The sequence below is a fragment of the Bacteroides sp. 3_1_13 genome, from assembly GCF_001185845.1.
Classification (GTDB): Bacteria; Bacteroidota; Bacteroidia; order Bacteroidales; family Bacteroidaceae; genus Bacteroides; species Bacteroides xylanisolvens.
On record NZ_KQ236956.1, the window covers coordinates 1,273,050 to 1,290,112 of the forward strand.

13 protein-coding genes and 2 pseudogenes are annotated in these 17,063 nt (G+C 38.6%); 9 read left to right on the forward strand and 6 right to left on the reverse strand.

Translation table 11 applies throughout. From position 1 onward, the window contains the following. Positions 1-35: 35 nt before the first annotated feature. The 5 genes and pseudogenes from HMPREF9009_RS17755 to HMPREF9009_RS17775 all read right to left on the reverse strand — a co-directional run bounded on the left by HMPREF9009_RS17755 (position 36) and on the right by HMPREF9009_RS17775 (position 7,702). Positions 36-1,640: a DUF6029 family protein gene (locus HMPREF9009_RS17755; protein WP_049702890.1), complete on the reverse strand. Its 1,605-nt coding sequence runs from the start codon at positions 1,638-1,640 to the stop codon at positions 36-38. A gap of 33 nt (positions 1,641-1,673) precedes the next feature. Continuing rightward, positions 1,674-2,161: pseudogene (locus HMPREF9009_RS17760) on the reverse strand (TlpA family protein disulfide reductase). A 36-nt stretch (positions 2,162-2,197) separates the two neighbouring features. Next, on the reverse strand, positions 2,198-3,091 hold the full coding sequence (locus tag HMPREF9009_RS17765) for a Calx-beta domain-containing protein (RefSeq protein ID WP_049702891.1): 894 nt from the start codon (positions 3,089-3,091) through the stop codon (positions 2,198-2,200). Positions 3,092-3,128: 37 nt separating this feature from the next. After that, a complete protein-coding gene (locus HMPREF9009_RS17770; protein WP_232313602.1) occupies positions 3,129-4,712 on the reverse strand; it encodes a RagB/SusD family nutrient uptake outer membrane protein in 1,584 nt (527 codons plus the stop codon). 20 nt (positions 4,713-4,732) lie between these two features. Further along, positions 4,733-7,702: a SusC/RagA family TonB-linked outer membrane protein gene (locus HMPREF9009_RS17775; RefSeq protein ID WP_049702893.1), complete on the reverse strand. Its 2,970-nt coding sequence runs from the start codon at positions 7,700-7,702 to the stop codon at positions 4,733-4,735. Between the two features lie 936 nt (positions 7,703-8,638). Here HMPREF9009_RS17775 and HMPREF9009_RS17780 point away from each other — a divergent pair. Beyond that, entirely contained in the window at positions 8,639-9,127 is a 489-nt protein-coding gene (locus HMPREF9009_RS17780) for a hypothetical protein (RefSeq protein ID WP_008775756.1), read from the forward strand. Between the two features lie 124 nt (positions 9,128-9,251). On the opposite strand, the gene HMPREF9009_RS17785 is transcribed toward HMPREF9009_RS17780, so the two are convergent. Beyond that, positions 9,252-10,316, reverse strand: a complete 1,065-nt coding sequence (locus HMPREF9009_RS17785; protein ID WP_049702894.1) for a hypothetical protein — start codon at positions 10,314-10,316, stop codon at positions 9,252-9,254. A gap of 304 nt (positions 10,317-10,620) precedes the next feature. Here HMPREF9009_RS17785 and HMPREF9009_RS17790 point away from each other — a divergent pair, with 304 nt between their 5' ends. The 8 genes and pseudogenes from HMPREF9009_RS17790 to HMPREF9009_RS17825 all read left to right on the forward strand — a co-directional run bounded on the left by HMPREF9009_RS17790 (position 10,621) and on the right by HMPREF9009_RS17825 (position 17,061). Further along, positions 10,621-11,118, forward strand: coding sequence for a GNAT family N-acetyltransferase (locus HMPREF9009_RS17790; protein WP_049702895.1), 498 nt, complete (start codon positions 10,621-10,623; stop codon positions 11,116-11,118). Then, positions 11,115-12,041 (forward strand): hypothetical protein, encoded by a 927-nt coding sequence (locus HMPREF9009_RS17795; protein WP_049702896.1) that lies wholly within the window; start codon positions 11,115-11,117, stop codon positions 12,039-12,041. The genes HMPREF9009_RS17790 and HMPREF9009_RS17795 overlap by 4 nt, the downstream gene beginning before the upstream one ends. Position 12,042: 1 nt before the next feature. Then, positions 12,043-12,846 carry a helix-turn-helix domain-containing protein gene (locus tag HMPREF9009_RS17800; RefSeq protein ID WP_049702897.1) on the forward strand — a complete coding sequence of 268 codons (804 nt, stop codon included), beginning with the start codon at positions 12,043-12,045 and terminating at the stop codon, positions 12,844-12,846. A gap of 126 nt (positions 12,847-12,972) precedes the next feature. Then, on the forward strand, positions 12,973-13,341 hold the full coding sequence (locus HMPREF9009_RS17805) for a hypothetical protein (protein WP_170834904.1): 369 nt from the start codon (positions 12,973-12,975) through the stop codon (positions 13,339-13,341). 1 nt (position 13,342) lies between these two features. Next, positions 13,343-13,687, forward strand: a complete 345-nt coding sequence (gene tnpB, locus HMPREF9009_RS17810; RefSeq protein WP_004297053.1) for an IS66 family insertion sequence element accessory protein TnpB — start codon at positions 13,343-13,345, stop codon at positions 13,685-13,687. Positions 13,688-13,775: 88 nt separating this feature from the next. Next, entirely contained in the window at positions 13,776-15,554 is a 1,779-nt protein-coding gene (gene tnpC / locus HMPREF9009_RS17815) for an IS66 family transposase (protein WP_004300191.1), read from the forward strand. 118 nt (positions 15,555-15,672) lie between these two features. After that, positions 15,673-15,888: pseudogene (locus HMPREF9009_RS17820) on the forward strand (hypothetical protein); the annotation flags it as partial. Positions 15,889-16,149: 261 nt separating this feature from the next. Next, positions 16,150-17,061 (forward strand): DUF5655 domain-containing protein, encoded by a 912-nt coding sequence (locus tag HMPREF9009_RS17825; RefSeq protein WP_049702898.1) that lies wholly within the window; start codon positions 16,150-16,152, stop codon positions 17,059-17,061. The last annotated feature ends 2 nt before the right edge of the window (positions 17,062-17,063 follow it).

Below are 17,063 nucleotides of genomic sequence, written 5' to 3' on the forward strand. Positions count from 1 at the left end.
ATTCTATATTCTAATTAATAAATGTTTCGATAAACTCAAAATGAAGTCGTTATAGTCAGGTTAGCCCCTGTATATTTAGGAATCGTCCGGCAAACTCCACCGGAACAGACATACCCTTCCCTGTTACGACCATAACTCAAAGCTACACGCGTACGGGATTTGGCATAACTGGCTCCCACATTGTAATAATGGATTTTCTCCTTGCCGTGATTATACATATCACTTCCATAAATACTCCATGCCGGAGCAAAATTTATTTCCAACAGGGCCGCCATCCAGTCCTTTTGATCTTCCTTTGTAGTTAGGTATTGCAACTCCATGCGAGTTGAAAAAGAAGGTGTGAACTTATATTGTAAATCTGCTACAAAAATATTCGACAGGTTGGTCGCCTTATTCGCTCCGTACGAAGGACTATATTCTTGCATGGAATAAAGCAAATTCATTTTGAATGACTTCGTCCATTGCTTTTCCACATCAATACTAAAATCACGGAATGACAAGTTGCCTATCTGGGCTGTACCTTCTTTTTCTAAAGCATAATAGGAAGAAAAGTTTGCATGTAATTTCAAACCGCGTTTGCCTCCGATGACCGTTCCTCTTTTGAAATGATAAAAAACATCCAGTTGTCCGCCCATCTCCCCGCTGATTGCTTTTGTCACCTCTCCTGTTTGTGGAGTGTGAGGATGCAAGTTGGTCAGCATATAGGTATATTGCGTACTCATAGCCGGGACATAATTCAACAGATTCGAAGTCGAACCATTACCGGCAATAATCTCACTGTTCATCCATTCCAATCGACGTCCGGTCAGATTTATTCCCAACCCGTTACCGCTATATCCCAGTTCCAACAGTTGCGCATTGGCACGTTTCTTCGCATAAAGCTTGTCATCATGAATGAAATCATAATACTTATTGCCACCATCTACATATTCACCTTTTACCGTAAATCCGGAGCGTTCAAAATTAACCCGCCCCGAAAAACCGTTCGAATAAGGTTTTCCTCCTTCTTCTTCAAGGTCAATACTGATCTTCTCATACCGGTTCAACGCCCCTCCTTCGATACTCAAGGACGTATTTTGCCAACTAAGCATTTCAGATAAGGAGAAACTTACATCTATGCCACGTACTTGTGTATCGGAAAAGTCCATACCAAAACGTGGAGTACCCCAAATGGCTTTCAACCCCACAATATTCTTGTAATTGTAGGTAAAACGTGCTCCCATCACTGCATTATTTAATCCCAGCATACGATCCTCCCAGCTACGAAATAGTAGTCCACTCCCGAACTGCTCATAAAACGTACCCGCTGTTACGGAAAAATCCTTATCAGCCCAGGATACATAATAATTGGTCAGCTTTGCTTTCTCCAATTCTGCCGGGTATCCCACCAGTACCGGTTCATAGGCTTCCAACTGTACACCTACGGCAAACTTACCCTGATAGTAATCCAGTTTCAGATAATTGTTCGATCCGAAATGATCTTCCGGTGATTCCGCTTCTGTTTTACTATCATCTTTGTAATATATCGTATTCGTCTCAAAGCTCCCTGTCAGATAACCTTTCTTGTTATCTTCCTGCGCATAGGTCAATGTCGATGTTAACGCTAACAAAGCCAACACCTGAATTCTTATTTTAGTCATGTCATTGCGTTTATCTATGGATAATAACAGTTTCTATTTCTGTAGTTTTTTTATTGCTTTCAGTAGTTCCAGCTCACTTCCCGGCGCATATCCGGTATGTGAATAGACTATTTTCCCGTCAGCATCCACCACATATACCTGTGGAGTCAGGCTTACATTCATAGCTCGCATAAATTCCTGATTTTTATCATACAGCATGATAAAATCATCCCATCCATGTCCCTCTGCCAATGCACGCGCTTTAGCTGTAGAACGGCTGTCATCTGTCGAAACAGCTACTACACGGAATTGGCTTCTTCCAACCAATCGGGCAATTGTTCATTTATGGCATCCAATTCACGAATACAAGGTTTACAGGTTGTTGCCCAAAAAGAAATAATCATAGGCGTTTTGTGATTAACCAAGGATGCAGTGTTAACTTGTGCCCCCTTAGTATCTTCAACCTTAACCGATGGTATTTGTGCCATAGTACAGGTTAACAAAGCAAACAACAGTGTAATGCAGACAATTAGTGCTCTCATAAGTTCTTTTTATTTGTTATGTTAATAATCTTGTTTTTATCTGATGTGTTCCATTTTACAGCCAAATAGCCTGAATTTCTGTATTTGTATCAGTCCGTCCTTATACATATCACCAATTAGATTGGCATTCTCGAAAGTGACTGTTTTAGTTTCGGCATCATATTCTCCACGATATACGTCAGAAGTACTTCCGTCTAATGCCAGTCTCCTGAAACGAATGGTATACGGACCATAAGAAGCGACATCTTCACCCGGTACAATGGACAGGTAGGTTTTCTGCGCCTCCGAATCATATTCATAATGCAACCGCCAACTAAATTCCCATTCAATATCATTATCCGGATCAAATCCATTCTTATTCGAACAGACCAGATAGTGCTCGTATGCCTCCGTGCCTTCTTCCGCTGTATTTACTCTTACGGAGAATCCCACTTGCACATTGGAAACATTGGTGGCAGAAGCCGTTCCGGTAAATATCCAAGTTCCTGAAAGCGTTTCATAAAAACTGGAATCATTGTCTTTGATAGTCACCGTCAGTCGCTTGTTCTCACCAATAGACGCCCCTTTCACATCAGCAATTTCAACATCAAAAGAACGGTCGTCATTAACAAGCTTGTCATCAACGGTCTTAAACTCAAAATTCATTGTTTCCTGCCCGGCAGGAATAAGTAACGTTTTGGTTGTGACAATATAGTTTTCATCCTCTTTGGCGTTATGATCTTTTAATTCGAACGTCACACGGATAGTTCCGGTATGTTCGCCCGTCACAACAACAGGCACAGTACACAAACCGGCAGATTCTTTCACCGTCATTGCAGTTTCCTGCAAGTTTACCGTAGCCGCTCCGGAATTAAACTGTTCCTCATCGTCCGAACAGGCGGCGATCAGAACGGCACATAGAAAAAGGGTGTATATTTTCAGATAGTTCATTTTACTCAAGTGTTTGATAATTTACGTTATTCATTGATTAATATCCCGGATTTTGCTGACCTGCCAATTGAGGGTTGGCATCCATTTCTGTTTTAGGAATAGGCCAAAGCATCCGCTGGTCATCCACAGGTTTATCCAGTCCGTCAGTACTTGCTTGTCCCGGGAAAAGCACCAGTCCTTTGCTTTGCGGTTTTCCACGCTTCACACCTTTCCCCCAACGCTTCAGGTCCATCAACCGGTATCCCTCACCTACAAGCTCCCGTTCCCGTTCGTTCATGATTTCATTTAATAAAGCTTCCTGATCGTAGGTTGCATCAGTCCATCCCTCAATTCGCGCTTTTTTTAATGCATTCAAAGCGTCATTACCCTTTTTCACAGCAGCTGCCGTTCCAATCTTTGCATTAGCTTCAGTGGCAATCAGATACATTTCAGCAATTCGGAATGGTTTCGGCTGATTCAAATAGCGTGTTTCGCTTCCTAATGCATTGTAATATTCATTGCCTGGATATTTATTAAAGAAATAGATATCCGCCGCATTACCTGACGATACGGTTAAGTGATATTTTCCGAAATAAGTCTTTAGCCGGATATCTTTTTCATTGTATAAGTCAATCAGTGTTTGTGTAGGAATATAATCCTTCTTTGTAGTCGGATAACCAATGAAAATAGTCCCCAGAGGTACACCGGCATCGTCGGCACTAGTCATGGCAATCTGCCAGATGGTTTCCGTTCCCTTGTCATTCTTCCATACGCTTTCAAAATCTGTTGCTGTGTTCGATAATGGATATCTGTTCGAATTAACCAGGTCACCTGCATATTTGGCTGCATTTTCATAGTCGTCCATTTGTAGGGCAACACGCGCTTTCAAGGCAGTCACTACATCTACCGTGATATAATTCCCACAATTCTTGGGAGCCGTGTTGACTGTCACGTATGCACCATTAATATACCTGTCATAATCAGCAATGCCATTTTTTGCAGTCTCTATACGTTCTTCGGCTTCTTCGAGGTCCTCCAATATCCGTTTGTAAGTATCTTCCAGTGAAGATCGTCCCGGATATTGGGTAGCAGAAAGTTTAGGCTCATATTTTACCTGAAGCGGCAGTCCCGGAGTACTTGCTGCGGTAGCTACATCGTAATCGCGGCAAAATAAAGTAGCCAGATAAAAGTAGCAGTATGCTCTTGTAAAATACGCTTCCCCCTCATACACATTGATCTGTTGTCTCTGGGTTTCAGTCAATTCGATTTCCGGGTTCTCATCGATCTTACCTACCCCGTCAATAAAGAAGTTGACACGTCCGATAGCGGCATAGTAGTTCGACCAGATTGTTTCTACGGTAGAGTTGGTACTCTCGAAAGTCCAACGGTGCAACTCACCATATTTATTAGAGAAATCCGCCACTGCATTAAAGGCATCTGCCTGAACTTCCGGAGCTAATACATAGCTTCCTCCTGTCAGTCCTAAATATACGGAATAGATACCGGCACGTGCTTCTTCAAAACCGACTATGGTCGTTAACGCTTCTTCTGTAGGAACAGCATCGTATGGCATTTTATCCATATCACAAGAAGTCACCCCAAGTGTCAGTATAGTCAATGCTATCATAGATATTTTCTTCATATTCACCATTCTTTATGTTTTTAGAAAGTTAGTTCGACTCCGAAAGAATATTGTTTCGTATTGGGATAGTTACCCAATTGGATATTACTGTCTACTTCCGGGTCATATCCTTTATATTTAGTCACTGTGAGTAAATTACGTCCTACAAAGTAGATTCTGGCGTTACTGATTACTCCTGTTTTCTGAATCAGTTTGGCCGGAAGGGTGTACCCGATAGTCAGGTTTTTCATACGCATAAATGAAGCATTTTCCAGTAAATGCGTATCAAACTGCATCGGGGAGTCGGGAGTGGCAATTCTGGTTATATCTCCCGGCTTCTGCCACATGGTAAGCATTTCTACAGTTTGATTGTCCGAACCTGCAAAAGTGGGATTCTCTGTAAAAAAGCGCTCATTATTCAACATATACTGGCCTAGCATAAAAGAGAAGTCGGCACTAACAGAAATCCCTTTCCATCCGAACTGGGTGCCAAAGCCACCGGACCATGGTGCATAGCGTTGTTTACCGACAAAAACTGCATCTTCTTCGGAGTAACTCTTCGTCAGATTTCCATTTTTGTCGTACCACATATTATATCCGTCACGCGGATCGACTCCTGCCCATTTCACATAGTAATATTCTCCCCAAGGTTTGCCGACCTTCATCTTCAAACCGGTATCAGGCAAGGTATATTCATCCAATCCGTTAAACAGTTTAGTTATTTCATTCTTATTATAATTCAGGTTTCCGGAGACACTCCATGAAAAATCTCTCGTTTTCAGAATATCCACTCCCAGAGTAATATCGAAACCACGATTACGCATACTTGCTACATTTTCCACACTGCTTCCGTGTCCGGTAGTATATGACAATGGATACCCCATCAACATATCATCCGTCTGACGGTTATAAAATTCCAGTTCTACAGAAAAGCGGTCAAACACTCTTGTACTGATGCCTACATTCAGTGTTTTCATACTTTCCCATGTCAGGTTATCATTTCCGACGGTAGAAGGAGCAATACCCGGTTGTCCGTTATACAGCAAACCGGAACCAACCAATGCCAACGCATTATAGGCGCTGATACCGGAATTACCAGTTGTTCCATAGCTCACCTTCAACTGTAAACTGTTCAACCATGAAACGTTCTGCAGGAAATTCTCTTTTCTCATATCCCACATGGCTCCCAAAGAATAAAAGTTTGCCCACTGGTTGTTTTTGGCAAACAGAGAAGAACCGTCCCGCCGTGCTGCCAAATCGACATAATAGCGATCAGCAAAACTATAACTGATTGTGCCGAAATAAGAATTGAAAACCTTGTCATACATCGAATGTATCGGCACTTCTGACTCTGCTCCAGCTGCCATCAGCATCATTTGTGAGTCTACCATTTTTTTAGAAGTTGCCGAGAAATTCTCATTCTTTGTGATAATGGACTCCTGGCCTGCCAACACGGTAAAAAGATGCTTGTCTGACAGACTGAACTTATATTCCGCCGTATTGGTGAAAGTAAATGAATAATAACGTTCGAAAGACTCGGACGCCACCCCTGCCCCTTCAAAAGGGCCTTCCGGATAGGCTTTATGGGAGTTACGATAATCAAAGGCATCTACTGCCTGCGAGGTACGTATATTCAATCCTTTTATCGGGTTTATATTAAAGAAGGTATTGCCATTGATACGTACCGTACTCCGGTCATTAGGTTGAAGTTCTGACAGGTAATACGGATTATAATATCCCATATCGTCAAAATAGTCCAATCGTTTTCCATATCCTGTAAAGTTGCCTTCTTCGTCGGTCAATATCTCGTTCATTGTTTGGTCGGGACGATAAATACGGGCAGCATACGCTTTATTATAAACGCTGTTAGCTTCCGTTCCGAAAGTTGTCGTGTTATATTTCTGATAGGAAAGGTTCACGTTAATCCCAGCTTTCAACCAGTCGGTCACCTTTACTTCCACATTACTGCGCAAAGTCTCACGGCGCAATGAAGAATCGTCCATAATTCCCTCTGTATCATAATGTCCAAATGAAATATAGTAGTTGATCCCTTCGGAACCACCAACCACATTTACATCGTATTGTTGGGTAGGAGCTGCATCTCCGAAGAAAACATCTGCCCAATCTGTAGATATACCATTATCTATATAGAACTTCTTCCGTTTTTGAAATGTAGTGTCGTATGCTTTTCCCGGGTCCAGCATTTCCTGCAGGTTAAGCCATTGTTCGGTATTCATCATCTCTATATTATCTCCCGTCATTTTCGACCAGCCATATTGCGCATTGATACTAACACGGGCCTTCTGTCCCATTTTTCCTTTCTTGCTAGTCATTATCACCACACCATTAGCAGCACGGGAACCATATATAGCTGTTGAGGAAGCATCTTTCAATACGGTCATGCTTTCGATGTCGTTCGGATTTAATGCTGTAAATGCTCCGGATGATATAGGTGAGCCGTCGAGAATAAAGAGAGGTTCTGTATTTGAATTGATCGAGCTGACTCCACGCAATCGCATTACAACACTTCCACTTGGTTCTCCACTGGGAGTAAATACTTGTAAACCGGCAACTTGACCTTGTAATGCATCTCCGGCATTAGCAACCGGTCTATTGGCTATCTTGCTATTATTTACCGTTGTTACCGAACCGACTACAGACCCTAGTTTCTTTGCTGATCCGTAACCTACCACAACAACTTCATCCATCAGTTGTGTATCAGACTTTAAGATAACTCTAACAGTCGGTTGAACAGAAACCGACTCCGTTTTCATACCGATATAAGAGATTTGTAATATTTTTGCTGAATGTGGTACATCCAATAATGTGAAATGCCCGTCTATGTCTGTTATTGTACCTAAGTTAGTGCCTTTTACGACAATTGAAGCCCCTACAACAGGTTGTTTGTCATCATCGGAAATCACTGTCCCCGTGACTTTCTGCGTTTGAGCTGTTATCAGCCCGATACCTATAAAAAGGTATCCAAATAGCAGCGCTAATTTTTTCTTCATAAATCTCTTTTTAAATTATTAAATAGCCCTAAAACATTTAAACTCACTTTTTACACTTAGATAAGTTCTATCAGAACTTAATTATAATCCATTGTTTTTGTAGTGTTTTTACATCAAATATGTAATTCTGGAAAGAAATGTTGCTTGATTTTACTTTTTCAATCAATTTAGATGACTATTCCATAAAAAAAATATGTCTTTTCGTTGTTTTTTGCAAAAAGAATATATACTTTTGTTCCATTATATAATACCAAACCGGAACTGTTAATAAATACAATCCGAAAAAGAGATATAATTTGTATTTTAAGAACTATATATTTATTTTAATAAGAATAGAATATGAAAAAGCACTAAGTTCTGATAGAACTTAGTGCTTTTTCGTTTTAAGGAGCTATTATTAGCCATTTTACTTGGATTTCCTTCCTATTCTACTTTTCAGTTACATTATAATTATATTTTAAATCTCCCTCAAACATAAAATAAAATCAGAAATATAAAAGAGGCTCATTTAAACTATGTTAAATAGACTTCATCTAAAATTTCTTCATATATGACACTCTGTATATTTCTTTATATAGATAAAAACAAGTAAATATACAATAGTACTATTTATTTACATCAAAAACAAACAAGTTATTTTATGATTTCAAAATTTCGAGAGATTTATTCTAGCTTTATCTCTTGATTTTAAGGAGCACCTCGTTGCATTAAAACCAACGAGGTGTTTCTCGGTGTGCAACGGGTCGTTCCTTTAAAAGGAACGACCCGTTGGTTTAAAACCAAAACCCACTTATGTAACTATCTGAAAAGCAAAGCATTACAAAAGCGTCCTCCCGGCCTTTCTTTTTAAGTAAAATTTTCAACAAAAGAAAACGGATACCAATATCAAACACGGTACTCCACTGATAAATATTTTACAAATCAAATCTAAAAACAATGGTTACAGTTACTTTTCAGATCAAGCCCTATCTAGCGGCTTACATGTACATGCGCTACAAAAATCACCTCGACGTACCTCCAGACCGCTCTTCTTCCTCACTTTCCGCGATCCATCTTCTCGACACCCAGCCCATCTACCACTTTCTCCACCAGCTATCCATTCCCCACCCTCCCAACGCCTCATGGCACGAAACCGGAAATATTACCTTCACCCTCCCCCATCCCAGAAACGGCAAAAATCCAAATGTATATAATTATATAGGTCATAACAGTGCACTTATCATTGAAAAAGCAATGGAAGTAGAAATGAGGGCCGAACTTTATGAATTTCTACTGGAAAATAAATACTGCCACGGCATCATGTTCAAAAAATCAATGGAAACTTTTGTCGAACATTATAATATGGTAGGGTTAGTGGAAGAAGAAAGTTTAATGAGGGCGTTTCAGAGGTGGAGGAAGATGATGAAGGAGGAGAAAAATAGGTGATTCTTTTATAGGGTGTCACATAAAATGAGACACCCTGCTTTTACTTTTGCCCCAAACTTCATTAATAATCAAAACAAAAGTAGTATGGCAATAAAAAAAAGTATCGAAACAGCAGACATCCCTTTTAAGTAGCTATTGAAAAGGCTTCAACAATTGGATACACAAACGAAATACTTTCATCTGTTTTAACCTTGATTAGAGTGGGAAATAAACAATCCTTTGAATTATCGATAATAGTTTCACTATTAATCAAATATTGTGCAGAATTATCTTTGGTTATCATATTGAAAGACAGCATTTCAGAATGAGAATTTGTCACCCTATGCCTATAGTCTAAATTCAGCAATTCAGGGTTGTTATAATAGATCATCTCTCCCACAAGAAAAACAGCAATAATATCAGCTCCTGCTTTTATGTCTGACGCAATCTCATTAATCTTTCTATATGTGGTCGTTTTTATAGAGGATTCAAACATAACCATAGACAAAACACCATCTTTATGCAAAGTCAGCAAGGTAGGCATAATTTTCTTTTGCTTAGAAAAACTTACAATATGCATTCGCTTAAATGCCTCAAAAGTATCTTGTATAAAGTCATCTGTGATTTCTACATGAAGTAACTCACAAAAATGAGTATACTTAACTCCGGTTGTAATAGGTGTAATGACTTCAAATCTTTCACCCTTCTCGAAAACATTACCTTCCCTATAGAAAACATAATCATCAATAAACCATGCATCCTTGGGGATTCTATGAAACTTTAATTTAGCTATCTTGTCTTGAAGTATTTTACGTGTTTTAGATGCTTCTATACCGATTTCTTTATCAAGCTCTATAAGTAATGAGAGAATAGAATCTATTCCATAATTTATAGTACTAAATAGATTGATATCTGAACCTTTTTCTTTATAAATAAACTCTGTAGAAAAAAAGACTTCGATGGCTGGGATACTCCCTATTCTATTTTTTACAGATTCAATTAATGATGCATAGTCTACTTCATCTTCAATAGTATAACTTTCGGAAGGAATATGTGTGATTCTGCACCTGGGTTCATACTCAAATGAGTAACTCCCATTGTCGTTCTCTGTTAGAGTTCCGGCTTCAATACCTTTTATATATATTTTGCACTTCGCATCGCTTATCGATTTAGTTGTTTGTCCCCCAAGGTAATCTCTACTCCAACACATCTAAGATCTTGACCTGCAATTCGATAGTAGGATTTGCCTGTCCACGCTCAATTTTGTAGAGCGTATTGACTGTAATGGGTAACGATATAGAAATGAGCGAACCACTTTAGTCTGCTGTGTTTTTCCATCGCTTCAAATAACTTGATTACAAAGATATAAATAATCGTTTAATCTATATTGCTAAATAAAATATATTTCTCTTGCAAAACTCTCAATTTTAGGTGTAAATATGAAATTTGATTCATTTTTACACCTAATCATCTCATAAATAGGCATATCTTTGTAAAAAGATAAAAGTATAGATATGATACAGTTGCGTAAAATAGAAAATGAATCACCTTGGGTAATATCTCAGTTAGCAAATAATTATGAGATTGCTAAAAACTTACGTGATATATTTCCTCATCCCTACACGATTGATAATGCAGTTTCTTTTATTGAATTAGCTAAGACAGGAGAATTAGGACTCGTGTTTGGAATATATTCAGAAAATGAATTTATTGGTTGTTGTAGCTTGAATCCTCAAAGCGATGTATATAGAATTAATGCAGAGGTCGGATACTGGATTGGCGAGCCATATTGGAGAAATGGATATGCAACAGCGACTGTTAAACTGTTAGTTGAAATGGCTTTTAATCAATTAGGAATACAAAGAGTATATGCAAATATTTTTGAATATAATATGGCATCAATGAAGGTATTAGAAAAAGTTGGTTTTGAGAAAGAGGCTATTATTAAATCGTCTGTGATAAAAAAAGGACAAATATTTGATGAACATATATATAGTATAAGGAAAACATGAAAGATGAAGCAATAAAACATATAATCGACAAATACAACTTAAATGAAATTGTTGATATACTGTCTAATAAATTGAGTGGTTCAGAGTTAAATTCTTTGCTTTTAGAGGTGTTTGAAAGACGAGTTATGCAAGAAACTCCCTCTTCACTATTAGGCAAATATACTAAAAACAAACTCGTTAAACCTGCACAATTAGACTTTCTAAAATTTAAAGAAGAAGAGTTAGAGTGTTGTAAAATAGTAGCAAATAGCAGTTTTGAATTAATCGAGTTATCTCCTGTTGCTCAATTAGGTACAAGTAGTATAATGGCAACTGTAAACCAAAAGAAAGTTCTTACAGCACTCCGAAATACAGAAGTTCAATCAGACCCAACAAATTCAATAGCTTTACATTACGCTTCATTGAAGAAAAACAACGAGTTGTCGGAGAAAACATATAATTTCAGCAATGTGTCGAGAGTTATACGGACTCAGGTTTTCTCTAATCCCAACTTTACACCCCATTTCCCTATTCTGTGTCTAATTTCCTGCGGTATGGATACGGGTAGTTTTGAGTTTGAGAAAACAGAGATACATAAACACTTTGTTATAACTCAAGATGTATGCAAAAGTGTTTTTGGGGTTAATAATCTGTTTTTTGAGATTATTCCTTGTAAAGAATATGACAGCAACAGTCCATTAATATCTAATAGCTTATCACATATTAAAAATAGTGGTTTTGATGTTCGTATTGCCGAATCAGATTCACAAAATAACTATTACTACGGTATGAGAATTAAAGTCAAAATTATAGCTGATGGTGTAGAATATGAAATTGGCGATGGAGGATTACTTGATTGGACTCAAAAATTATTAGCAAATAAAAAAGAACGTATGCTAACTATGGGGTTAGGAATACAGTTGTTACACTTATTCAGAAAATAATATGTTGATATCTAAAGTTATATACGAAGATGAAGTAAACGACCATGTAAGGATTAAATATCCCTGTTTTGAGTTGAGGGATATTGTTGAGTATTACTTTGAAATTACAACGGAAAACAATTTAATAACTCCATTCTCAATAGTTGCTCTTCCCAATGTAAATATTGTCGCCTCTGTGAATCTTACAGATAAAAGTCAGACGTTAAAAGTGGATAGAAAACTCGGTATCAAAGATACTACGGGAGATAAATTATGTGGTAGTCTTACAGATGCAATAACCATAATACATGCACCGGGAACACATGAATTTGCAATTAAATTCAAACCGGGTGTGTTATATCTGTTTTTGAAGGATGATATTCCTTGCTTATTGGACAGCTACAAACCATTGAGTAATTATATAGATAACACAATTATTGAAGAGCTAAAATCTAAAAAGACCTTTGATGAACGTGTTAGCTATGCAGAAAACTATCTTCTATCAAATATAGATATCTTCAAGTCTGATTATAAATTAGAGACCGTAATTAAAGCAGTTTATTACATTACTCATTGTGGTGACTTCAAATCGAATATGGTTAGTAAGATAGTAGGGGTATCAACACCTACACTAAATAGATACTTTAAAGAGGTATTAGGTATGTCACCCAAACAATGCTTTAGAGCCCTGAGGTTTAAAATTGCTTTGATGAATTACCGCTCTAAAGGCTGTAGCAATTCGTATGATGAGTTGGGATATACAGACTTCTCTCATTTTGCAAAAGAGTCTCAATGTCTAACAAATAAAAAACCATCTGAGTTATAGCAGATAAATAGAATCATTCAATAGCAAAGCAAATGCTTCAATAAATATGTAACCATTCTATTTTCCGCCTTGACATAAGTTGTTAGCCGCCATATCTTTGCGCCGTAACCTTTAACAAGAATGATTATGGCAAAAGAAAAAGTAAACTATCAGGAGGTATATGACCTCTACCAGTTATGCAGCGAGACCAAAGATCTTCGAGAGTTCTGTGCTGATTATGGTGTAAATTACGACAAGTTCATGAACTGGCAGCGTCACCAGTTGTGGAGTGAGAAGTTAGGCAAGACAGTCCAGGTTGAGCAGCCCAAGGTTGCCAAAGTCCAGATAACCGGGAAACCATGCAATAGTCCAACTGTGAAGTTGGACGTGAAACATCCTGAAGGTGAACCACCAATAAAATGGATCAAGTTACAGCTGGCGTCTGGCGCAACACTGTTCCTGAGAAACACCACCGTTCTTGATTTGAGCCTGTTGCTTAATAAAATGATAGGATGATATGCTTGGACTGAGTGCTAACCTTAACTATTACCTGTTTAACGGTAATGTTGATTTGCGGAAAGGCATTTTCCGTCTGTGTGAGAGTATAAGGGAAGAAATGTCCCTTGACCCGAGCGATGCGTCCAATGTATATATGTTCATGTCCCGGAACCGAAAGGTTGTGAAGATACTTCATTACGAACGCGGTTTTTATGTGCTTTACGAAAAACGTCCTGTTATGGGCAAATTCAAGAAACCTGTATTTGATGAAGTCTCCAGGTGCTACCGGATACAGTGGTCGGACATGGCTTATCTTACGGAAAGCATTGTAGTTGACAAGATGTACGTTAGTCCGAAAGGCTAATATTAACATACTGATTATCAACAGGATAGTATAAAAAATAAACGGTAAAAAGTTTGCGTAAGTGCCTGATTTTTCGTACCTTTATATCATGATTGATGAAAGAGCATACGAGTTACTTTGCTGCCAGCTGGGTCTGGCGAATGAGGAAAAGGCAGGTCTTCGCAAACAGAATAAAGAATTGATTGCGAGGCTTGAGTCTATTGAAGAATCCAACAGGGAGAACTCTAAAAATCTGATAGATACCATCAATGATCTCAAAGATACCATCGAAAAGCAGTCAACCACGGTTGAACATTACAGGAAAGAAATGGAACTTATGAGAAAGCAGCTTGAAGCAAAGGATGAGGTGAACAGGATGCTGGCAAACGAGATCTCCAATCTCAGACTTCAGCTTGAGGACAGCAGGAAACACCGTTTCGGCCGTACTTCCGAGCAAAGAAGGCTGTTGAACAACCGTAATCTCGACAAGTCCGCTCTGGAACAATCCGAGTATGACGGTTCTGACAGGAAGGATGATAATAATAAGACCGATGATAACGAAACCGGCAGCAATACCTCTTCCGGCAACATACCTGCCCAGAACAGCAAACCTTCAAGGAGAAAGGAAACCGCACCACGTGCCGGGAAAACAAAATTGAAAGTTGACAAGGTGGTAGTACATGAAGTGGACGAGTATTACACGCTTCCAGAAGGGGGACGGTTTATGAACCGCAACGGTATGCCTGATGTGTGGGAATACAGGGTCATAGAACATGTAAGGGCTTATAACGTGGAGCATGTTTACAAGGTGGCAAGGGTAAAGCTTGCGGACGGCACTTTCACAAGCACCATGGAACATCCGCTGAAAAACCTTGGAGGTATCTTCTCTCCTGAACTGCTTGCCCGTCTGCTTTGTCTGAAATATGACTTCAGCATGCCTGAGAACAGACAGATAAGACTGCTTGCAAGAGAGGGTATCCACATAAGCAATACCACGCTGAACAGCTATATCCATAACGGAATCGCCAAACTAAGGGAGTTCATGGAAGATGTCTTCAAGGAGTTTGTACAGAGAGCTAATTACCTTATGGTTGATGAGACTACTGAGCTTGTTGGAGTGGAAACAAAGGAAGGTAAGGCTTACAGGAGAAAGTACTTATGGGCTTTCTTTGCCAAGCATATTAAGATGGTCTATTATCACTATAATAACGGCAGCAGGTCGTCCGATGCGGCAAAATCATTCCTGGAATATTTTATGGGAACCATATCCACTGACGGATATACGGTTTACAGGATGTTTGACGGAGACGACTCAAAGGTGCTTCATATAGGATGCTGGACGCATTGTAGAAGGTTGTGGGTTGATGCCCTGCCTTCAGACAGAACAGCGATGGACATAATAGATCCTATCGGTGAGATGTTCAGAAATGAAGACCTGTTCCGTATGATGAAACTCAGCGGTGAGCAGATTAAGGAAAGAAGGCTTAAGCTAACAGGACCGATTCTTGAACGTATCCATCATAAGGTGGTCATTATGATGCAGGATGCGAAGATTATGGCTAACGAACTGATGAGAAAGGCCGTGAACTATACGATAAACCAGTGGAAATCCTTGAGAAATATCCTCAAGGACGGTTCAGCAGAAATCTCGAACAACCTCTGTGAGCAAAGGATGAAACCTGTAAAGCTGCTGCTCAAGAACTGTATGAACGTTGGCAGTGAGGATGCGGCAGAAAACTCTGCATTCACCTTCTCTCTGATAGAAAGCTGTAAGTTGAACGGCATAGACCCTCAGAATTACCTGAAACACTTGTTTGAATGTATTCTTCATGGTAAGGACTGCGACAAGAAGGCTCTTCTGCCATGTTTCTATAAACCGGAATGTTAAAACAAAAATATTTTCTTACGGGCATTTTTATTTTATCGGCTGAAAGACAGCCGATAAAATTGGCGTGGCGGAAAATAGTATGGTTACAATAAATATATTAACCTAAAAAGTTATAGTTATGAATGATTTAATGAAAATGAGGATATTCGGGCTATTGTCTGGAACCTCACAACAAGTAAGTAACGAAGAAATGCAAGAAGCCTATGGCGAATTTATCGAACAGATTAAAACCGTGAGTAATGGAAATGATTACTCTACTACTTACCGGATTCTTGTAGCTACCCGTATTGAGATAGCTTCACTTGAAACATCACCACTTTACGGGCAGGGGGAAAATGCGCTTAAAAAGCTGTTCTTACAAAAGACATTGGGTACTTTTGGAAAAAGTACCTATATTTGCAACTGAAAGAGTTATTTGACAGCATTTCAACGCAAAGCGCTGAAATGCGTAGGTTGCTAACTCGTTACCGCCACTTCTCAAATAATTCGCTAAAAATTTATTTATCAATCGGTTAAATCAAACTGACAAAAATCTAAAATAGTAATATCAAAAGAATTCTTACCTTTACAGCAATAAACAATTCAAAATAAAATTATGGCACTTTACAAATATAATACTTCAGGCGTCTTTTCTGAAATAAAGGAAAAACCTTTTAAATTGGAAAGAGATATTCAACGTATGTTTGAAACTAATATGTCCGAAATCATGGGACTTGAAATGATAAAGTCCGAATTTACGATTAAAGACCGCCGTATTGATACGCTTGCCTTTGATCCTCAATCGAAGGCTTTTGTTATCATTGAATATAAAAGGGAAAGAAACTCTAGTGTCATAGATCAAGGGTTTACTTACCTAAGCCTAATGCTGCAAAATCAGGCTGATTTTATTCTGGAATATAATGAAACACAAGCAGGGAACTTGAAACGGAATGATGTGGACTGGTCGCAGACAAAAGTCGTTTTTGTTTCACAAGGATTCACGCCTAACCAACGAGAGGCCGTCAACTTCAAAGATTTATCCATTGAGTTATGGGAAGTGAAGCGCTATGAAAATGATAGTGTATCCATCACCCCTATTCGTAAAAGTCACGCATCGGCAAGTATTAAAACAGTGATGCAGAATAGTCCGGAATTTAAAGAAGTAACAGAGAAAATTAAAGAGTATTCGGAGGAAAATTTATTAAAAGGAAAATCTGACGATGTAGTAGAATTATACGAGAGTTATAAGAATGCAATTCTTAATTTGAATACAGAAATTGAAGTTAAACCACAAAAGTGGTATATTTCATTCAAAAAGGCCAACAGCCATATTTGTGCACTTGAAATCCAGAAAAATGGAATAAAGCTTACTATAAATGTAGCCAAAGGACATTTAGAAGATAGTAAGCAATTAACAAGGGATATTTCAACTGTCGGACATTTTGGTAATGGAGATTATGAACTCAAAATCTCGGATACTAAATATTTAGAATATATCATGAGCCTTGTGAAGCAAGCGATTAAATAAAT